The sequence below is a fragment of the Actinophytocola glycyrrhizae genome (genome assembly GCF_042653545.1).
GTDB classification, from domain to species: domain Bacteria; phylum Actinomycetota; class Actinomycetes; order Mycobacteriales; family Pseudonocardiaceae; genus Actinophytocola; species Actinophytocola glycyrrhizae.
Window position 1 is genome coordinate 150,991 of sequence record NZ_JBHSIS010000007.1, and the last position, 17,500, is coordinate 168,490.

Annotated in this window: 22 protein-coding genes; 15 read left to right on the top strand and 7 right to left on the bottom strand. The window is 71.9% G+C overall.

The window, feature by feature from the left end; genetic code table 11:
* Nucleotides 1-37: 37 nt before the first annotated feature.
* Entirely contained in the window at nt 38-1,711 is a 1,674-nt protein-coding gene (locus tag ACFPCV_RS16640) for an ABC transporter ATP-binding protein (RefSeq protein WP_378057084.1), read from the bottom strand.
* A 48-nt stretch (nt 1,712-1,759) separates the two neighbouring features.
* Complete coding sequence (locus ACFPCV_RS16645) at nt 1,760-2,605, bottom strand: imine reductase family protein (RefSeq protein ID WP_378057085.1); 846 nt, start codon at nt 2,603-2,605, stop codon at nt 1,760-1,762.
* Nucleotides 2,606-2,647: 42 nt separating this feature from the next.
* Here ACFPCV_RS16645 and ACFPCV_RS16650 point away from each other — a divergent pair, with 42 nt between their 5' ends.
* Genes ACFPCV_RS16650 through ACFPCV_RS16660 form a run of 3 tightly spaced genes read left to right on the top strand, consistent with a single transcriptional unit; the run spans nt 2,648 to nt 4,149 of the window.
* Nucleotides 2,648-3,043 (top strand): MerR family transcriptional regulator, encoded by a 396-nt coding sequence (locus ACFPCV_RS16650; protein WP_378057086.1) that lies wholly within the window; start codon nt 2,648-2,650, stop codon nt 3,041-3,043.
* 42 nt (nt 3,044-3,085) lie between these two features.
* On the top strand, nt 3,086-3,769 hold the full coding sequence (locus ACFPCV_RS16655; protein WP_378057087.1) for a Clp protease N-terminal domain-containing protein: 684 nt from the start codon (nt 3,086-3,088) through the stop codon (nt 3,767-3,769).
* The gene (locus ACFPCV_RS16660; RefSeq protein ID WP_378057088.1) at nt 3,766-4,149 is read left to right on the top strand and encodes a hypothetical protein; all 384 of its coding nucleotides are present in this window, start codon (nt 3,766-3,768) and stop codon (nt 4,147-4,149) included. The genes ACFPCV_RS16655 and ACFPCV_RS16660 overlap by 4 nt, the downstream gene beginning before the upstream one ends.
* Nucleotides 4,150-4,533: 384 nt before the next feature.
* Here ACFPCV_RS16660 and ACFPCV_RS16665 read toward each other — a convergent pair whose 3' ends face one another.
* Nucleotides 4,534-4,962, bottom strand: coding sequence for a hypothetical protein (locus tag ACFPCV_RS16665; RefSeq protein WP_378057089.1), 429 nt, complete (start codon nt 4,960-4,962; stop codon nt 4,534-4,536).
* Nucleotides 4,963-5,053: 91 nt separating this feature from the next.
* Between ACFPCV_RS16665 and ACFPCV_RS16670 the strand changes: the two genes are divergently transcribed.
* From ACFPCV_RS16670 to ACFPCV_RS16685, 4 genes are all read left to right on the top strand, one after another.
* Nucleotides 5,054-5,737: a response regulator transcription factor gene (locus tag ACFPCV_RS16670; RefSeq protein ID WP_378057090.1), complete on the top strand. Its 684-nt coding sequence runs from the start codon at nt 5,054-5,056 to the stop codon at nt 5,735-5,737.
* A 1-nt stretch (nt 5,738) separates the two neighbouring features.
* The gene (locus ACFPCV_RS16675) at nt 5,739-7,004 is read left to right on the top strand and encodes a sensor histidine kinase (RefSeq protein ID WP_378057091.1); all 1,266 of its coding nucleotides are present in this window, start codon (nt 5,739-5,741) and stop codon (nt 7,002-7,004) included.
* A gap of 74 nt (nt 7,005-7,078) precedes the next feature.
* Nucleotides 7,079-7,639, top strand: a complete 561-nt coding sequence (locus ACFPCV_RS16680; protein WP_378057092.1) for a PepSY domain-containing protein — start codon at nt 7,079-7,081, stop codon at nt 7,637-7,639.
* Between the two features lie 20 nt (nt 7,640-7,659).
* On the top strand, nt 7,660-8,241 hold the full coding sequence (locus tag ACFPCV_RS16685) for a GNAT family N-acetyltransferase (protein WP_378057093.1): 582 nt from the start codon (nt 7,660-7,662) through the stop codon (nt 8,239-8,241).
* Here the strand turns inward: ACFPCV_RS16685 and ACFPCV_RS16690 are convergent.
* Nucleotides 8,183-8,731, bottom strand: coding sequence for a carboxymuconolactone decarboxylase family protein (locus ACFPCV_RS16690; protein WP_378057094.1), 549 nt, complete (start codon nt 8,729-8,731; stop codon nt 8,183-8,185). The two genes, ACFPCV_RS16685 and ACFPCV_RS16690, sit on opposite strands and share 59 nt — an antisense overlap.
* A gap of 61 nt (nt 8,732-8,792) precedes the next feature.
* Here ACFPCV_RS16690 and ACFPCV_RS16695 point away from each other — a divergent pair, with 61 nt between their 5' ends.
* Entirely contained in the window at nt 8,793-9,272 is a 480-nt protein-coding gene (locus ACFPCV_RS16695) for a MarR family winged helix-turn-helix transcriptional regulator (protein ID WP_378057095.1), read from the top strand.
* Nucleotides 9,269-9,769 carry a class I SAM-dependent methyltransferase gene (locus ACFPCV_RS16700; RefSeq protein ID WP_378057096.1) on the top strand — a complete coding sequence of 167 codons (501 nt, stop codon included), beginning with the start codon at nt 9,269-9,271 and terminating at the stop codon, nt 9,767-9,769. Before ACFPCV_RS16695 ends, ACFPCV_RS16700 begins: the two co-directional genes overlap by 4 nt.
* A 33-nt stretch (nt 9,770-9,802) precedes the next feature.
* On the opposite strand, the gene ACFPCV_RS16705 is transcribed toward ACFPCV_RS16700, so the two are convergent.
* The gene (locus tag ACFPCV_RS16705) at nt 9,803-10,207 is read right to left on the bottom strand and encodes a DUF5313 family protein (RefSeq protein WP_378057097.1); all 405 of its coding nucleotides are present in this window, start codon (nt 10,205-10,207) and stop codon (nt 9,803-9,805) included.
* Nucleotides 10,204-11,001, bottom strand: coding sequence for a hypothetical protein (locus ACFPCV_RS16710; protein WP_378057098.1), 798 nt, complete (start codon nt 10,999-11,001; stop codon nt 10,204-10,206). The genes ACFPCV_RS16705 and ACFPCV_RS16710 overlap by 4 nt, the downstream gene beginning before the upstream one ends.
* Nucleotides 11,002-11,202: 201 nt before the next feature.
* Here ACFPCV_RS16710 and dinB point away from each other — a divergent pair, with 201 nt between their 5' ends.
* The 5 genes from dinB to ACFPCV_RS16735 all read left to right on the top strand — a co-directional run bounded on the left by dinB (nt 11,203) and on the right by ACFPCV_RS16735 (nt 15,683).
* Nucleotides 11,203-12,396, top strand: a complete 1,194-nt coding sequence (dinB, locus tag ACFPCV_RS16715) for a DNA polymerase IV (protein WP_378057099.1) — start codon at nt 11,203-11,205, stop codon at nt 12,394-12,396.
* A gap of 97 nt (nt 12,397-12,493) precedes the next feature.
* Nucleotides 12,494-14,191, top strand: a complete 1,698-nt coding sequence (locus tag ACFPCV_RS16720; RefSeq protein ID WP_378057100.1) for a sodium:solute symporter family protein — start codon at nt 12,494-12,496, stop codon at nt 14,189-14,191.
* 40 nt (nt 14,192-14,231) lie between these two features.
* Nucleotides 14,232-14,489, top strand: coding sequence for a hypothetical protein (locus tag ACFPCV_RS16725; RefSeq protein WP_378057101.1), 258 nt, complete (start codon nt 14,232-14,234; stop codon nt 14,487-14,489).
* A gap of 164 nt (nt 14,490-14,653) precedes the next feature.
* Nucleotides 14,654-15,016: a DUF1304 domain-containing protein gene (locus ACFPCV_RS16730; protein WP_378057102.1), complete on the top strand. Its 363-nt coding sequence runs from the start codon at nt 14,654-14,656 to the stop codon at nt 15,014-15,016.
* Nucleotides 15,017-15,050: 34 nt separating this feature from the next.
* Entirely contained in the window at nt 15,051-15,683 is a 633-nt protein-coding gene (locus ACFPCV_RS16735; RefSeq protein ID WP_378057103.1) for a UdgX family uracil-DNA binding protein, read from the top strand.
* On the opposite strand, the gene ACFPCV_RS16740 is transcribed toward ACFPCV_RS16735, so the two are convergent.
* Nucleotides 15,668-16,108, bottom strand: coding sequence for a hypothetical protein (locus tag ACFPCV_RS16740; protein ID WP_378057104.1), 441 nt, complete (start codon nt 16,106-16,108; stop codon nt 15,668-15,670). The genes ACFPCV_RS16735 and ACFPCV_RS16740 overlap by 16 nt on opposite strands.
* Nucleotides 16,109-16,473: 365 nt before the next feature.
* On the opposite strand from ACFPCV_RS16740, the gene ACFPCV_RS16745 reads away from it, so the two are divergent.
* Nucleotides 16,474-17,499, top strand: coding sequence for an FUSC family protein (locus ACFPCV_RS16745; RefSeq protein ID WP_378057105.1), 1,026 nt, complete (start codon nt 16,474-16,476; stop codon nt 17,497-17,499).
* Nucleotide 17,500: the final 1 nt, after the last annotated feature.

Sequence of the window (17,500 nt, forward strand, 5' to 3'; positions counted from 1 at the left end):
TCGCCGCGCCTCGTCCGGTTCACTCCGCAGGCCCCGTTCACCGCAGTACCGCCTCCTGGTAACGAGCGTCCACTTCGGACAACTCGGTGTGCGTGCCGGACGCGGCCACGCGGCCGTCGGCGATGACCACCACCCGGTCGGCGACCGCCAGCAACGCCGGGCTGGCGGTGATCAGCACGGTGCTCGCGGCACGGCGCAACTCCGCGATGCCGTTGGCGATCCGCTCCTCGGTCATGGCGTCGACGGCCGTGGTCGGGTCGCGCAGCACCAGCACCGGCGGGTCGGCGGCGAGCGCGCGGGCGAGCCCGATGCGCTGGCGCTGCCCGCCGGACAGCGTGGTGCCGCGGTCGGCGACGGGGTGGTCGAGCCCGTCGGGGTGGGCGGCCACGATGTCCTCCGCGGCGGCCGCCCGCAGTGCGGGTCCGGGCTCCGCCGACATGAGGTTGGTCCGCAGCGTGCCCTCGAACAACGCCACGTCGTGGTGTTCGACCAGCACCTCGCTCCTGCCGGTGGCCAGGTCCAGCTCCGGCGCGGGCACCCCGCCGACCGTGATCGTGCCCTCGTACTCGGCAGGCGGCACCGCGCCGGACAACAACTCGACGAGCGCGTCGCAGTCGCGTTGTTCGTAGCCGACGACGCCGACCGTCTCACCCGGACCGACCGTGAGGTCCAGCCCGGTCAGGGTGCGGTAGGTGACGCCGGCGAGGGTGACGCCGCGGTCGGGGAGCGGGCCGGTGCGCGTGCCGGGCGCCAGCACCGTCGGCGCGGACAGCAGCGCGGCCACCCTGGTCGCCGACGCGCGGGCGTTCGCGAGCATCTGGCCGGCCGTGGCGAACAGGCGCACCGGCTCCGCGATGAACTGCGCGAGGCCCACGACCGTGATCAGCTCACCGATCGTGAGCGTGCCCTCGACCGCGAGCCAGCCCGCGAACCCCGCCACCGCCGCGAGGAACAGCCCGCTGACCGCGGCCGACGTGCCCTGGTAGACGCCGTTGGTGGTGGCGGCCCGCAGGCTCGCCGCCAGCGTGGTCCGGCTGGAGCGGCGGTAGCTGGTTGCGGCGCTGTCCTGCGCGCCGATGCCCCGCAGCGCGCGCACGCCCCGCACCAGGTCGGTCGCGAGCGCGGTGGTCTGGCCCGCGGCCTCCTGCGCGGCGGCCGCCCGGCGGGTGAGCAGCGGGCCGAGCACCTGCAGCACCGCGACCAGCACCGGCACCCCGATGAGCACGGCGAGCCCGAGCGGGACGTGGATCGTGAGCAGTGCCACGGCGGCGACGGCGAGCGCGGTCGCGGCGGCCGGCACCAGCGAGACCGCGTGCATGGCGTACATCGAGCGCTCGGCGTCGGACGTCGCGACCTGCATGATCTCGCCCGCGCGCCGGCCGGTGCGGTGGCCGCGCGGGTCGAGCACCCGCGCGACCACCTCGATGCGGAGCTGGTGGGTCTCCCGTTGCTGCGCCACCACGCCGAGCCGCGAGCCGAAGCGCCAGCAGAGGGTGAGGCTGACGAACAGGGCGGCCAGCACGGCGAGCCACAGCAGGATCCGCGTGGTGTCGCCCGTGCTCACGGCCTGGTCGATCGTCACGCCGATCAGCACCGGGACCATGGTCTCCGCTGCCTGGTGCCCGCAGAGCAGTGCGGTCGCGGCGGTCAGCCTGCCCCGGTGCCGCCGCAGCGATCGGCGGAGCAGCTGCCCGCCCGTCAGTGGTGTCATGATCCCCCTCCAGGTGTTAGGCAACCCTAACCCGGCGGGGGTGCAAGGTCAGGAACCGCTCGCGCGCTCCAGTTCCAGGGTCAGCCGGGACACGCCGTCGCCACCGTGCCCGGCCTCGATCGCGCGGGCGGCCAGCGCGTGGGCGGCACGCATGACGCTCGCGTCGATCCCGCGTGCCGCCGCCGACTCGATGATGTGGTGCATGCCGGCCGCGACGGCGGTGATGTTCGCGTAGTCGCCGTCGTGGTCGCCCTTGTCGAGGCGGGCGCTGTGCTCGTCGATCACCGAAGGCATCAGCATCGCGATGTCCTTGGCGAACGAGGCCAGTTCGGTCGCCGGGATGTTCTCGGCGCGTGCCATGGCGAAGGCGTGGATCACCCCGGCCACCGACGTCCAGAACAGGTCCAGCAGCGCCACGTCGTAGCCTGCCGCCCGGCCGGGGTCGGCGCCGAGGTACCGCTGCGTGCCGCCGAGTGCTGGCAGCGCCACGGGATGTCCACTGTGGAGGATCATGGCGGCGTCGGTGCCGATGGTCTCGGTGGGGGTCGTGATCGCGCCGTCGGTGTAGGTGATGCCGCGGTCGGCCGCCCACCCGGCCACCTCGCGGGCCGCGTCGGGGGTGCCGCTGGTCAGGTTCACCAGGTGGCGGCCGGACAACGCGTCCCCGGCCGGTGCCAGCACCGACCTGACCGCGTCGTAGTCGAGCAGGCACACCACGGTCAGTGGGGCGGTCGCCACCGCCGCCGCGACCGACGCGGCCCGCGTGGTGCCGGGCGGGGTCGGTCTGGTCGCGGTCCGGTTCCACGTCGTGGTGGGGTGGCCCGCCTTCGCGAACGCCGCTGCCAGGGCGTTTCCCATCGGGCCGAGGCCCAGGACTGTCACTGCTTCCGTCATGAACCCGACGCTAAAGCCTCACATCGGTGTTAAGGTCAAGTCGTGCGGATCGGGGAGCTCGCCAGACGGACCGGGGTCAGCGAGCGCTCGCTGCGGTACTACGGGGAACAGGGACTCCTGGCGCCCACCCGTACTCCCGCCGGCTACCGCGTCTACGCCGAGTCCGATGTGGACGTCGTGCGGCACGTGCGGATGCTGCTCGCCGCCGGGCTGAACACGGCCTTCATCAAAGAGGTCCTGCCCTGCATGGTCGACACCGGTGACGGTCTCGCCCCGGGTTGCCCCGAGCTGCTGCCGCACCTGCGCGCCGAGCGGGACCGCATGACGATCGCCATCGACGGGCTGGCCACCGCCCGCACCCTCCTCGACGACGTCATCGCCGCCACGCCACCGGAGGGCAGCGACTACGAGACGTGGGTCGCCAGGCGCACCGGCTGACCCACTTGTCGCATGCCCCCATGTAGGGGTATACATGGGGGCATGCCCAAGGTGAACGTGTACCTGCCGGACGACCTCGCCGACACCGTGAAGGAGACCGGCCTTCCGGTGTCCGCGATCTGCCAGCGCGCGCTGGAGCAGTCGGTGAAGCGCGTGACCGCGATCCGCGCCATCGGCGACCTGAGCGCCACCGACCCGACAGCTGGGCTGACGTCGTTCACCCAGCGCGCGAAGGACGTGCTGAAGCTGGCGATCGGCTCGGCCTCCGGTGAGGTGGGCACCACCGACCTGCTGCGCGGCCTGCTCGACGAGGGCACGAACCTGGCGCTGCACGTGCTGCGCACGATCGACATCGAGCCGGCGGCGGTGGCCAGCGAACTGCCGCCGCCTGCGGAGGGCCCCGCGTCGCGGATGAGCGTGACGGCGGCCAACGCGCTGGAGCTGACGGTGGTGGAGGCGCTGACGCTGGGCCACAACTACGTCGGCTGCGAGCACCTGTTGCTCGGCCTGGTGGCGGAACCGGAAGGGACGGCGGGCCGGGTGCTGCGCGGCCGTGGCGCGGAGACCCGTCAGGTGCGGCAGGTGGTGTCGGCCGCGCTGGCGGGTTACGTGCACCTGCAGGCGAACCAGGGCGGCTCCGCCGCGTTGACGGCCGCGGTGGGCAAGGCGCTGGAGCCGGTGCTGCGCCGCCTGGACCGGCTGGAGGAGAACGCCGGCCTGACATGAACCACGCGCGACGGCTGACGCACGTCCGGTGGATCGCGGGTGGCACCGGTGCGGGGAAGAGCACCGTGGCCCGCGACCTCGCCCCGCTGCTCACCTGGCCGGAACAAGCCGCCCTTCCTCCTGCCCACCAAGGAGTTCTGCGAGCGCGCGCTCGGCGACCGCTACGCCGACCCGGACCGGGCCATGGCCAACTGGGGCAGCGCCGACACGCGGCCGCGCTGGCCAACCGCCTCGGCCGCGACGCGCTGTGGGACGCGGAGATCCGCCGCCAGGCAAGGGAAACCGGCCTTCCCGTGATCGAGGTCGACGGCTCCCGCGCCCCGGAGTCGATCGCCACGGAACTCGCGCAGCGATTCCGGCTCCAGGACACGTCCCGTTGATCCTGGTGCCGCGAAGTCGAGCTGCCCGCTGATGCCCCGAAAGCCGTCGTTCAGGGCATGACCGCCGTACCCGCCGGGTGGCCGGTGCCGTGAATGGGCCGTTCAGGGCGCTCAGCGCCCTGAACGCGCCTTTCAGGGCATTCCCGCGCCGTCAACGCGCCATTCACAGCACCAGAACCGGGCGCTGCGCGCCCGCCCCGCGAAGCGGGGCCCAGCCCGCGTAACCCTGACGGTGGCGCAAGCCGACCCGCCCAAACCGCAGCCGAACAGCCCCCGCCACCCCCGAGACCTGCCCGTCCGGCGAGGACAAACCCCACACGACGCCAGAGCCCGGGCAGGGACCACCACCCGCACCAGCCTGCGGAACTGGCCGGGTGCACGGAACTAGTCGTCGTAACGGACCTCGGCCGCCGGGGTGCCGTCCACGCACCGCAGCCGGACCTCGATCTCCTGTTCCTCGGACTGGAACTTCACCGTCGGGTGGTCGTCGACGTCGTCGTCGTCCGGGTCCACCTGGAACCCCTGCGCGGGGCTCGCCGACACGATCCGCACGAGCGCGCCGTCGCACCTGGCGATCACCGTGCCGCCCTCGGTCACCGTGGTCTTCTCGGGGGGCGGGGGAGGGGCCGACGACGTGGTGGTCGGGGGCGGCGCCGGCCTGCTCGCGAGCAGCTCGTCCACTTCGGACTGGCTCAGCGGGTCCTGCCCGGCGCCGAAGATGTCCGTGCCGATCGCGGACACGGCGAGCAGGCCGACCGCGGTCGCGGCCGCGGCGGCCACCAACCACAGCACGAACCCGGTCGTCAGACGCACACCGCCAGTATGCCCAGGCGATGGTTAAGACACTCCTAACGTGCCCCTATCACCCGCGACCGCGCACCGGACACCGGCTACGGTCGCATCCATGGCCCAGGTACTCGTCGTCGAGGACGACGCGACGATCCGGTCGTCGATCATCCGGGGGCTCACCGACCGTGGGCACGCCGTGGTGTCGGCGCCGACCGCGATGGCCGGGCTCGAACAGGCGGTGAGCGCGCGCCCGGACGTCGTCGTGCTCGACCTCGGACTGCCCGACCTCGACGGCACGGCCATGCTGCGGATGCTGCGCGGCGTGTCCGACGTCCCCGTCGTCGTCGCCACCGCCCGCGACGACGAGACCGAGATCGTCGCCGTCCTCGACGCCGGTGCCGACGACTACGTGGTGAAGCCGTTCGGCATCGCCCAGCTCGACGCCCGCATCCGCGCGGTCCTGCGGCGCGGCGGCGAGGAGCAGACCGACCCGACGGTCACCGTCGGCGCGCTCACCGTCGACCCGCGTGCCCGCCGCGCCACCCTGGACCAGCGGGTCCTCGAGCTGACGCCCCGCGAGTTCGACCTGCTGCACTACCTCGCCGTGCGCGCGGGCGAGGTGGTCGCCAAGCGTGAGCTGCTCACCGAGGTGTGGCAGCTGCCCTACGGCGGCGCGGACAAGACCGTCGACGTCCACCTTTCGTGGCTGCGCCGCAAGCTCGGCGAGACCGCGCAGCAGCCCCGCTACCTGCACGCGGTCCGCGGCGTCGGCGTCCGGCTCGCGGCGCCGGAGGCGTGACGTGCGGCGGCGCGTACTGCTGCTCGTCGCGGCCACCACCACGCTCGTGCTGGTCGCGTTCCTCGTGCCGCTCGCGGTGCTGGTGCGCAACGTCGCCGCCGACCGCGCGGTGCAGCGCGCCACCGTCGAGGCGCAGGCACTGACCTCGTTCGTCGCCACCACCGACCGGCAGTCGCTCGCCGCGAGCGTCCGGGAGGTCGACTCGAGCTCCGCCTACGAGGTGTCCGTGTTCGTCGACGGCGAGGTGCTCGGGGCGCGGGCCGCCCGGTCGCCGCTGGTCACGCTCGCGGAAAGCGGGGTCAGCCAGTCCGCCGACGTGGCGGGCGGGCGCGAGATCGTGTTCGCCGTCGACCGGGGTGCCGGCCCGACGGCGGTGATCCGCACGTTCGTGTCCGACGCCGAGCTGGCGGCCGGGGTGCCACGCGCGTGGCTGCTGCTGGGCGGGCTCGGGGTCGCGCTGCTGCTCGTGAGCCTGCTCGTCGCGGACCGGCTGGCACGCACGTTCGTCCGGTCCACAGTGGACCTCGCGGCGGTGTCGCACCGGCTCGGCCGAGGTGAGCTCGCCGCGCGGGCCGACACGTCGGCACCCGGTGAGCTCGGCGTGGTCGCGACCGCCCTCAACGGGCTCGCCGGGCGGATCGACGGCCTGCTGAGCGAGGAACGCGAGACCATCGCCGACCTGTCCCACCGCGTCCGCACCCCGTTGACCTCGCTGAAGATGGAGGCCGACGCGCTGGGTGACCCCGAGGCGGCGGAACGCATCGGCGCCCGCGTCGACGCCGTCAACCGGGTGGTCACCGACGTGATCCACCACGCCCGCCGCCGAGGCGACCCGCCAGCGGAGGCCGACGCGGCCGAGGTCGTCACCGACCGCGTCGCGTTCTGGGCCGTGCTCGCCGAGGACACCGAACGCGCCCTGACCGTCGACGTCGCGCCCGGACCGCTGCCGGTCGCGCTGCCGCGCAGCGACCTCGAGGCGTGCGTGGATGCCCTGCTGGGCAACGTGTTCGCGCACACGCCGCACGGCACGGCGTTCCGGGTGGCGCTTCGCGCGCGGCCGGGTGGCGCGGTGCTCACCGTCGAGGACGCGGGGCCCGGCCTGCCCGGCGGGGACGCGTTGCTGCGTGGTGTCAGCGGTTCCGGCTCAACCGGCCTCGGGCTCGACATCGTGCGGCGCGCGGCGGAACGGACCGGTGGCACGGTGCGGTTCGAACGTGCCACCGAGGGTGGTCTGCGGGTGGTCGTCGACCTCTTAGGGCCGCGTTAACCGTCGGAAAGCGCGCCCATAGGCCGCGGGGCGGCACCGTTGCCGGTACCTGAACAGCAACGGAAGGAACCGGCATGACAAGGAACCTGCTCGTCGGCGCCATCGTGGCCGGCGCACTGGCCGTCACCGCGGGCACCGCGTTCGCCCTCTCGTCCGGCGACCAGCCCTCGCCGAGCGCGACGTCGACGACGACGACCACGACGACCACCACGCCGACTGCCACGTCCACCACCACGCCGACCTCGACCACGCCAACCTCGACCACGTCGTCGTCGGCCCCGACCTCGGCGACCGCCCCGACCTCGGCCGGTGCCGCTCCCGGTGAGCTGTCGGCGGACGACGCGGCCCGTGTCGTGCGGGAACGCATGGGCGGCACGGTCCACGAGGTCGAGCGCGAGGTCGAGCACGGCAGGCTCGAGTGGAAGGTCGAGATCACCGCACGCGACGGGAGCACCTACGACGTCCGCGTCGACGCCGCGACCGGCGAGTTCACCCGCGTCGACGAGGACGACGACTCGGACCGCGACGGCGACGACGACCGGGACGACGACCGGGACGATCACGACGACGACCGCGACGACGATCACGACGACGACCGTGACGACGACCGCGGTGACGATCACGACGACGACTGAGCCCGCGTTAACCTGCGGGTGTGAGCCGTGACATCGCCGTCCGTTCCGTGGACGCGTTCGAGTTGGCCGCCTACCGCGATCAGCTCGAACGCCTCTACCGGAAGTGCTTCTCCGCGCCACCGTGGCACGAGCCGGAGGAGCGGCTCGCCGCCTTCCAGGGCCGGCTCGAACAGCACCTGTCCAACAGCGGCGCGGGCGGGGTCGTCGTGGCCGACGAGGACGAGATGGTCGGCGCGGTCTACGGCTGGCCGGCCGGTACCGAGCTCGCGAGCGGCTCACCGTTCGACGACGCGCTGGCCGCCGCCGTCACCCCGACCATCGCCCGGCGGCTCGTCGCACCCGCTCTGGTGGTGGCGGAGCTGATGGTCGACCCCGGCCACCAGCGGCGCGGCATCGGCCGTGCGCTGCTCACCCGCTATGTCGAGGACTGGCCCGCCGCCTGGCTCGCCACCCACCCCGACGCGCCCGCCGCCACGCTGTACCGGCAGGAAGGCTGGCAGCAGGAGTGCGAGTTCTCGGTGGAGTACCACCCGATGGTGGTGTTCACGTGGCAGGCGCCCAGGCGAACGGGGTCATCGGCTCGTCGAGCGGCGCGCGGGTGAGCCGGTTCGCGAACGTTGACAACGTGTAGGCGCCGATGCCCAGCACCACCTCCAGCGCCTGCCCGGGGGTGAAGCCCGCCGCGGTGAACGCGGCCAGGTCGGCGTCGGGCACCTCGCCGGCCGTGGCCAGCGCCGTCAGCGTGAACTCGCGCAGCGCCAGCAGCCGGACGTCCGGCAGTGGTTCGCCCGCACGCAATGCCGTGACCAGCGCGGGGTCCGCACCGAGCCGCTGAAGTGCCGCGGTGTGCATGGCCACGCAGACGTGGCAGCCGTGCTGCGTCGCCACCGTCATGATCACGGTCTCGCGCTCGACCGGGTCGAGGCTCGTGGTCTCGAACATGGCGCTGAGCTTGAGGAAACCGTCGAGCAGCTGCGGTGACCCGGCGAGGCGTGCGACGGCGGCCGGCAGGTAGCCGAACTTCTTCCCGGTCGCGGCGAGCGTGCGGCGCGCGGCTTCCGGAGCGGTGTCGACGGTGTGGTCGGTGAACATGTCTCCCCTAGAATAGACAACGTGGTTGACCAAATGGTAAACGAGGTTGTCTAAGTTGACAATGACCCGTGTGAAGTCCCTCGTGACCCCCGGCTACGAGCTGCCACTGTTGCTGTTCGGCGGCTTCCGCACGCTGATCGACCGGCTCCACGAGGAGCTGGCGCGGCAGGGGCACGCGGACGCGCGGCCCGCGCACGGTTTCGCGCTGCAGGCCATCGGGCCGCAGGGCTCGACCGCGTCGGAGCTGGGCAGGCGGCTCGGGGTGTCGAAGCAGGCGGCGGGCAAGACCGTGGACCGGCTGGTGCGGCTCGGCTACGTCGAACGTGCCGCGTCGGCGGCCGACGCCCGCGCGAAGGTGGTCCGGCTGACCCCGCGCGGCCTCGACCTGCTGCACCGCTCCTCGGCGATCTTCGACGAGCTGCGGTCGGAGTGGGTGCGAACGCTCGGCGCCGACCAGGTGGCGGCGGTCGAGGCCGCGTTGCGCACGGTCGTGCCGCCCGGCCCGCGGGTCGACGCCGTGGGGTGGTTCACGGCGGAATGAGTGTCCCCGCGCGGCTCACGTGGGCGCTGTCGGTCGTCGACCCGGCGCCGACCGAACGCGTCGTCGAGCTGGGCTGCGGTCCCGGGGTCGCGGCCGCACTGGTGTGCGAACGGCTCACGACCGGGCACCTGGTCGCGGTGGACCGGTCGGCCACGGCGGTCGCCCGCACGACCGCACGCAACACCGCGCACGTCGAGGCCGGGCGGCTGTCCGTCGTCCACGCCGAGGTGGCCGGGCTGGCGCTGCCGCCCGCCAGTGCGGCCAAGGTGTTCGCGGTGAACGTCAACCTGTTCTGGACGCGGGCGCCGACGCGTGAGCTGGCGGTGCTGCGAGCGATCCTCGAACCGGGCGGTGCCCTGTACGTGCTGTACGGCAACGGCCCCACCGGCGTGGACCGGGTGACGCCGACAGTGGCGGACGCGCTGCGAACCGGTGGTTTCCGCGACGTCGAGGTGCTCGCGTGCGCGGCCGGGCTCGGCGTCCGCGCACGCGGTTAGAGCGGTGTCCGGGCTGGACGAGGCAACCGGCGTTCAGGTGGATTCCGGCTGTCGCCACTTGTCCCGGTACCGCTTCTCCTCCGCCTCGTGCGTGGCCGAGCCGGCTTGTCCGCGGACCGCGGTGGCATGCCCGGGCGGAAATCCGTACCGCACGAGCCGGGCGTCGACGCTTTCCGCGGCGTTGGCGAGGGTGAGCCGCAGGCTGACCAGTACACCGAGCAGGAGCGCGCCGAGTGCGATGGCCCAGCCGCCGTCGAAGCCAAGGAGGACGGCGAGCACGACCGCGAAGGCGGGGGCGAGCTGGACGAGCGTGCGGAACAGGACGCGGGGCAGCCACGTGCGGCAGGTGGCGTCGTGGAGCACCCAGTCCCGGTACCGGCCGGGCAGCCGCACGCCGTACTGGAAGAGCAGCCAGCGCACCGGCCCTGGCCGCTTCACCCCCCGTCCTCGACGAGCACGGAAATCTGGTCCCCGACGATCGACAGCAGGCAGGGCGCCAGCTCGGCGTCGGCCGGTGCGCCGGCCGCCCGGACGGCCTGCTCGACGACCTCGGCAAGCTCCCCGTCCGCGTCGGCGACGTGCACGAGATCGGGTGAGAGCACCCCGGCGACCAGACGTTCGGTGTCGAGAACCTCGGTGAGCCGCTGGTAGAAGCCGGGCAGACAGGTGACGGCCGCGACGAGCCGCCCGGACACGGTCACCACCCCGTCGTCGCGGGTCTCGACGGAGAAGTCGGAGTTCTCCCGGCAGACATCGGCCATGAGCACGTCGAACGAGACGTCCCCGAGCTGCTCGTGGGTGACGGGGTAGACCCCGGACGGCGTGACCACGGCAAGCGCGAGGAGCAGCCGGCCGGCGGCGACCGGCCAGTGGGGAAGGTCGGCGAGCTGTGGGGAGTCGCTCCGGAGCACCGGCCGCAACTCGGCCTGCAGTACGACACGTGCGGCGGCGAAGGCGTCCTCCCACCCGTCCGGTCCTGGCCGGACGAAGTGGTGGGTGGCGGTGACCTCGGGAAACGTGTCCGCGATAAACGCCGCGTCAGCAGGAGTGGGCTCCCACTCGGTGTGCAGTCCCACCACGTGCCTGGCCCGCGCGTTGTGGGACTGTTCCACCGCGTCCCATGCCTGCCGAACCCCGTCCTCGGCGAGAGTGGGCACCCGCCCGACGAGCCGCTTCTCCTTGCCCCTCCGCAACTGGAACACCACGACATTGGTGCGGGGATCGATGTCCACCGCCCGACTTTACCCTTGCGAAATCCCCCGGTCGCACTGCTGTTCCAGCGATCTTCACCACCGCACGGGCCGCCGGTCCGGCCGCTTGGGAACCCGGCTTCGGCCACTCGTCGGGCCACCGCTGCCCGGCCCCGCGATCGGCCCAGGTCACTGACCGGCAGGCGCCGAGGGCGTGTTTTTGTCGGTGCTCGATGCGAACATGTGTTCGTGACGGCGGCGACGATCCTCCACGCGGACCTGGACGCGTTCTACGCGTCGGTCGAACAGCGGGACAACCCCGCGCTGCGTGGCCGTCCGGTGATCGTGGGCGGCGGCGTGGTGCTGGCCGCGAGCTACGAGGCGAAGCGGTTCGGGGTGCGGACCGCGATGGGTGGCGGGCGTGCGTTGCGCCTGTGCCCGCACGCGATCGTGGTGCCGCCGAGGATGTCCGCCTACTCCGCGGCGAGCAAGGCCGTGTTCGAGGTGTTCCACGACACCACCCCGCTCGTCGAGGGCCTGTCGATCGACGAGGCGTTCCTCGACGTCGGCGGCCTGCGCAAGATCGCGGGACCGCCCGAGGTGATCGCCGACCGGTTGCGCAGGGCGGTGCTGGAGCGGGTGGGGCTCCCGATCACCGTCGGCGTCGCGCGCACGAAGTTCCTGGCGAAGGTCGCCAGCGGGGTCGCGAAGCCGGACGGTCTGCTCGTGGTGCCACCGAACGGGGAGCTGGCGTTCCTGCACCCGTTGCCGGTCGAACGGTTGTGGGGCGTCGGCAAGGTGACCGCCGCGAAGCTGCGCGACCGGGGCATCACGACGGTCGGGCAGGTGGCGAAGCTGAGCGAGTCGACGCTGACCGCCATGCTCGGCAAGGCGTCGGGCAGGCAACTGCACGCGTTGGCGCACAACCACGATCCCCGGCCGGTGCGGGTGGGCAGACGGCGGCGGTCCATCGGTGCGCAGCGCGCGCTCGGGAGCAGACCGAGACCGGCCGAGGACCTGGAGGCGACGCTCGCGCAGCTGGTCGACCGGGTGGCACGACGGCTGCGCGCGGCGAAGCGGTCCTGCCGGACCGTGGTGCTGCGACTGCGCTTCGCGGACTTCGCACGAGCCACCCGCTCCCACACGCTCGCGCACCCGACCACGGACACCGAGGTGCTGTTGGCGACCGCGCGCGGGCTGCTGCGCGCGGCGCTGCCGACCGTGTTCGAGCGAGGCTGCACGCTGGTCGGCGTGTCACTGGCCAACCTGGACGACGAGGAAGCGATGCAGCTGATGCTGCCGTTCGACGACGTGACCCCCGGCGCGCTCGACACGGCGATGGACGGCGTGCGAAACCGGTTCGGCACAGCCGCGGTGACACGCGCCGTCCTGCTCGGCCGCGACCCGGGAATCTCGGTGCCGTTGTTGCCCGACTGAGCGCTCCGCACCCGGCTTTCCGGGCGTCGTCCGCTCGTCAAGCGCGGAGATCACTTGTGGTGTTTGCTTTACACAGCTACATCGGGAGGTGACTGGATTGCAGGCGGTTGCGGCGGATCTGCGCCTGGACGCCAACGCGGTCGACTTCGTCCTGCTGGCGATCTACTTCGTGCTCGTGCTCGGCATCGGCTACATGGCCAGACGACACGTGTCGTCCAGCATCGACTTCTTCCTGTCCGGCCGTTCGCTGCCGGCGTGGGTCACCGGGCTCGCCTTCATCTCGGCGAACCTCGGTGCCATCGAGGTCATGGGCATGTCGGCCAACGGCGCCGAGTACGGCATGCCGACGGCGCACTACTTCTGGATCGGCGCCGTACCGGCCATGCTGTTCCTCGGTGTCGTGATGATGCCGTTCTACTACGGCTCGAAAGTGCGCAGCGTGCCGGAGTTCATGCTCCGCAGGTTCGGCAAACCGGCGCACCTCGTCAACGGCATCAGCTTCGCGGTCGCACAGGTGCTGATCGCGGGCGCCAACCTGTTCCTGCTCGCCTCCGTCGTGAACTTGTTGCTCGGCTGGCCCCTCTGGATCTCGGTGATCGTCGCGGCCGTGATCGTGCTCAGCTACACCGCGCTCGGCGGGCTCTCCGCGGCGATCTACAACGAGGTGCTGCAGTTCGTCGTCATCGTGGCCGCGCTGCTGCCGCTGACGATCGTCGGCCTGTACAAGGTCGGTGGCTGGCAGGGGCTCGTGGACAAGGTGTCGGCCGGCCCGGGTGGGGCGGAGCAGCTCGACACCTGGCCGGGCAACCAGTTGACCGGGTTCACCGACAACTTCCTCTCGGTCCTGGGGTTGGTGTTCGGCCTCGGGTTCGTGCTCTCCTTCGGTTACTGGACCACGAACTTCGTCGAGGTCCAGCGCGCGATGGCGGCCCGCAGCATGTCGGCCGCGCGGCGCACCCCGATCATCGGCGCGTTCCCGAAGATGTTCATCCCGTTCATCGTGATCATCCCCGGCATGATCGCCGGTGTCGCCGTCACCGAACTGCAGGGCGACAACAAGGCCGCGCTCATGGCCGGAGAAGAGGCGCCGAGCGGCGCCACGTTCAACCACGCGTTGCTGCTGCTCATGCGTGACCTGCTGCCCAACGGCATGCTGGGCATCGCCATCGCGGGCCTGCTCGCGTCGTTCATGGCAGGCATGGCCGCGAACCTCAGCTCGTTCAACACCGTCTTCACCTACGACATCTGGCAGGCGTACCTGCGCAAGGACCGGTCGGACGGCTACTACCTGAAGGTGGGCCGGGTGGTGACGGCGATCGCCACGGTGCTGGCCATCGGCACCGCGTTCATCGCCTCCACCTACGCCAACCTGATGGACTACCTGCAACAGCTGTTCTCGTTCTTCAACGCGCCGCTGTTCGCCACGTTCATCCTCGGTATGTTCTGGCGCCGCATGACACCGACGGCGGGCTGGACCGGCCTCGTCGCAGGCACACTGACCGCGGTCGGCGTGTTCGTCCTGACCGAGACCGGCGTGTGGGAACTGCCGGGCCAGGGCGGGGCGTTCGTCGGCGCGGGTGCCGCGTTCGTGGTCGACATCGCGGTCAGCGTCGCGGTGACCATGGTGACCCAGCCGAAACCGGCGGCACAGTTGGTCGGGCTCGTCTACTCGCTGACCCCGAAGGAGACGCGCCAGCACGAGACCACCGGCGAGGACGCGGGCTGGTACCGCAACCCTGCCCTGCTCGCCGGAATCGTCCTGGTCATCACGATCCTGCTGAACCTCCTCTTCTGAGCGGAGCCGGCGCAGTGAACATCGATACGAAGGAGGGTCGATGAGTACGGAAACCCGCACGTCCGCTTTCGACATCCGGCTGATCATCGCCCTGCTGACCGGCGTGTACGGCGCGGTGTTGACGGTCCTCGGCCTGTTCGTCACCTCGGACCAGGAGATCGACAAGTCGGCGGGCGTGAACATCAACCTGTGGGCCGGTCTCGGACTGCTGGTCGTGATGCTGCTGTTCGTGCTGTGGGTCCGGCTGCGGCCACTGCGCCTGCCTGCGGACCAGGAGAACAAGGAAACCGACGCCTGAGCGACCGATCCGGTGAGGTCGGTGTTGGCGTTGTGTTGGTTGTCCTCGCCGGGTGAACAGGTCTCGGGGATGGCAGGGAGCCCCTCTGTGGGGCTTGCGCCACCGTCGGGGTCGCGGGTAGTGCCTGGGCTTACGCACCGGCTTTCCGGCGCTAGACTCCGGCGATGGACGTCGTCGCCAAGATCGTTGTCGGGCTCGTCGCGCTGATCCACGGGTACATCCTCGTGCTCGAGATGTTCCTGTGGCGTACCCCGAGGGCGCGCAGGGCGTTCGGCACGACGCCGGAGTTCGCGGAGCAGACCGCGGTCCTCGCCGCGAACCAGGGCCTCTACAACGGGTTCCTGGCCGCGGGCCTGGTCTTCGGCCTCGTGGCCGGTGGCGGCGTCGGTTACCCGGTGACGGTGTTCTTCCTGGCGTGCGTGATCGTCGCCGGGCTCTACGGCGGAGCCACCGCGAGCAGGCGGATCATCGTCGTGCAGGCGTTGCCCGCCGCGGTCGCGCTCGTGCTGACCGTCCTCGCACACTGAGTTTTCGCCGGTCGAGCGGGGGTAGCCGTCGGTCATGGGCGCCGAGGAGTACGTGCCGGACAAGGCGGGCATCACCGGGTTGCGGAGGGCCGTGCAGGAGTGCCGCGGCTGCGACCTGTACAAGGACGCGACGCAGGCGGTGTTCGGCGAGGGACCAGCGGACGCCGCGGTGCTGGTGGTCGGCGAGGTGCCGGGTGACCAGGAGGACCGTCAGGGACACCCGTTCGTCGGGCCCGCAGGGCGGTTGCTGGACAGGGCGCTCGTCGAGGCGGGCATCGACCGCGCGCAGGTGTACCTCACCAACGCGGTGAAGCACTTCAAGTACAAGCCCGCCGAGCGGGGCAAGCGGCGCATCCACCAGAAGCCGGGCCGGACCGAGGTCGTCGCGTGCCGGCCGTGGCTCCTCGCAGAACTGGACACGGTGCGGCCCGACCTCGTCGTGTTCCTCGGTGCGACGGCGGCGCAGTCCTTGCTGGGCACCAAGTTCAAGGTCACCCAGGAACGCGGCAAGGTCGTCGAACTGCCCGACCGCACCGAGCGCGCGGTCGCCACCGTGCACCCGTCGTCGGTGCTGCGCTCAGACGACAGGGAGGCGGCGTACCGGGACCTGGTGGCAGATCTCCGGACCGCCGCCTCCGTGCTCGGCGGACGTCAGCGCACGAGGTAGCGCCGCTGCGTACGACGCGGCCCGGGCAGCGCCAGCCTGCGGATCAGGTAGGTGAGCAGGCCGGCGATGGCGAGCCACGCGATCGCGGCGAGGCCGTCGTTGAGGAACGTGCGCAACTTCAGGTTCTCCGGCACGAACAGGTCCCGCAGGCCGAGTGAGACGGCACCCGACCAGTCGTTGATGAGCGCCGCGAACCCGTTGCCCTGGTTGGCCTCGCCGATGACGAGGACGATGTGCAGGGCGAGCACGACCGCGAAGATCGCGCACACGGCGTTGATGATCGTGCACACGACGTTCACGGCACGGCGACGACTGTGGTCGGCGTCCGCGACCTCCTCGGCGGCCACCGGCTCGGCGACGGCCGGTGGCGGGTCCGCCGGGTTGAGATCGAGGCGAGTCCTGTCCGGATCCACTGGGTGGTTCATGGGCGTGACCTCTCCTGTCAGGGCCGCCCCCGGCAAGCCCGGCGCACACCGGGCCCGGCAGCCGACCCCTGCTGCGGTGACAGCAACCGCCAATGACCTACCCAAACGTGTGCCACCCGAAACACTTCCGCACGGATGGACGCGCAGGCGCGGACGCCTTGGCCCCGAAAGACGCTTTCGGGACGCTCAACGTCCCGAAAGTGTCTTTCGAGGCATTGGCCGCTCGTTGCCGGGTGCGCGTGCTCGGTGGGTGGTGGCGGGGATGGATGCGGTGGGCTGGTGTGTCCAATAGCGTGATCGTCGTGCGGTTCAGGTGGCCTCGGACGCGGGCGACGATTCGGCGGCGTGGGCATGCGTTGCGGTTGATGGGGTTGCCCATCCTGCAGTGCTCGATCGCCGCCGCGCTCGCCTGGCTGGTCGCCACCGAGGTGTTCGGGCACGGCAGGCCGTTCTTCGCGCCCATCGCTGTCGTGATCTGCATCGGGGTCGGCTTCGGGCAGCAGCGATTGCGGCGGGTTGTCGAGCTGGTCGTCGGGGTCAGTGTCGGGATCGGGGTCGGTGACCTGCTGATCTCGCAGATCGGCGCCGGGTGGTGGCAGCTCGCGCTGGTGCTGGGGCTGGCCATGACGACCTCGGTGCTGCTCGGCGGTGGCACGCTCGTCACGCTCCAGGCCGCGTCCTCGGCGATCCTCGTCGCCACGCTTCTGCCGCCGGACAGCACCGGGGGGCTGGACCGGATGCTCGACGCGCTGATCGGTGGGTTGCTGGGGCTCGCGGCCATCGCGCTCCTGCCCGGCGACCCGCCGGAGATCGTGCGCAGGCGTGGGCAGGAGCTGCTCGGGGAGCTGGCCGCCGCGCTCACGGCCGCCGCCGACGCCATCAGCGAGCGGGACCGGACGATCGCGCAGGAGGCCCTGCGCCGCGCCCGAACCCAGAAGGCCGGGGACGACTACCGCGACGCGTTGCGGGCCGCGCGGGAGATCGCCGCGATCTCACCGCTGCACCGCAGGCAGCGCACCATGATCGAGCGGTACACCCGCGCCAGCGAGCCCGTCGACCTCGCGTTGCGCAACAGCCGGGTGCTGTTGCGGCGGACCAGGGCCGCGCTGGCCGACGACGAGACGTTCCCCCGCAGCCTGCCGGTGGCGTTGCGGCAGCTCGCGGCGGCCGCGACCGGGCTGGCGGACGCGCTCGGCACCGACGGGGACGTGGCCGAGGTGCGGGAGCAGGTGCGGATGGCGGCGACGGTGGTCGACGCCGGCGGCATCGAGCACACCGGGTTCTCCGCCACCGTGGTCACCGCGCAGCTCCGGTCGGTCGCCGTCGACCTGTTGCAGGCCACCGGACTCAGCCACGAACAGGCCCGCGGTTTCCTGCCGTCCATGGGCTGAC

Excerpts from the sequence above, each read along its gene's own strand:
- ACFPCV_RS16640 (WP_378057084.1), bottom strand. The coding sequence starts at position 1,711 with ATGACACCACTGACGGGCGGGCAGCTGCTCCGCCGATCGCTGCGGCGG.
- ACFPCV_RS16645 (WP_378057085.1), bottom strand. The coding sequence starts at position 2,605 with ATGACGGAAGCAGTGACAGTCCTGGGCCTCGGCCCGATGGGAAACGCC.
- ACFPCV_RS16655 (WP_378057087.1), top strand. The coding sequence starts at position 3,086 with ATGCCCAAGGTGAACGTGTACCTGCCGGACGACCTCGCCGACACCGTG.
- ACFPCV_RS16660 (WP_378057088.1), top strand. The coding sequence starts at position 3,766 with ATGAACCACGCGCGACGGCTGACGCACGTCCGGTGGATCGCGGGTGGC.
- ACFPCV_RS16670 (WP_378057090.1), top strand. The coding sequence starts at position 5,054 with ATGGCCCAGGTACTCGTCGTCGAGGACGACGCGACGATCCGGTCGTCG.
- ACFPCV_RS16680 (WP_378057092.1), top strand. The coding sequence starts at position 7,079 with ATGACAAGGAACCTGCTCGTCGGCGCCATCGTGGCCGGCGCACTGGCC.
- ACFPCV_RS16690 (WP_378057094.1), bottom strand. The coding sequence starts at position 8,731 with ATGTTCACCGACCACACCGTCGACACCGCTCCGGAAGCCGCGCGCCGC.
- ACFPCV_RS16695 (WP_378057095.1), top strand. The coding sequence starts at position 8,793 with ATGACCCGTGTGAAGTCCCTCGTGACCCCCGGCTACGAGCTGCCACTG.
- ACFPCV_RS16700 (WP_378057096.1), top strand. The coding sequence starts at position 9,269 with ATGAGTGTCCCCGCGCGGCTCACGTGGGCGCTGTCGGTCGTCGACCCG.
- ACFPCV_RS16725 (WP_378057101.1), top strand. The coding sequence starts at position 14,232 with ATGAGTACGGAAACCCGCACGTCCGCTTTCGACATCCGGCTGATCATC.
- ACFPCV_RS16730 (WP_378057102.1), top strand. The coding sequence starts at position 14,654 with ATGGACGTCGTCGCCAAGATCGTTGTCGGGCTCGTCGCGCTGATCCAC.
- ACFPCV_RS16735 (WP_378057103.1), top strand. The coding sequence starts at position 15,051 with ATGGGCGCCGAGGAGTACGTGCCGGACAAGGCGGGCATCACCGGGTTG.
- ACFPCV_RS16740 (WP_378057104.1), bottom strand. The coding sequence starts at position 16,108 with ATGAACCACCCAGTGGATCCGGACAGGACTCGCCTCGATCTCAACCCG.
- ACFPCV_RS16745 (WP_378057105.1), top strand. The coding sequence starts at position 16,474 with ATGGGGTTGCCCATCCTGCAGTGCTCGATCGCCGCCGCGCTCGCCTGG.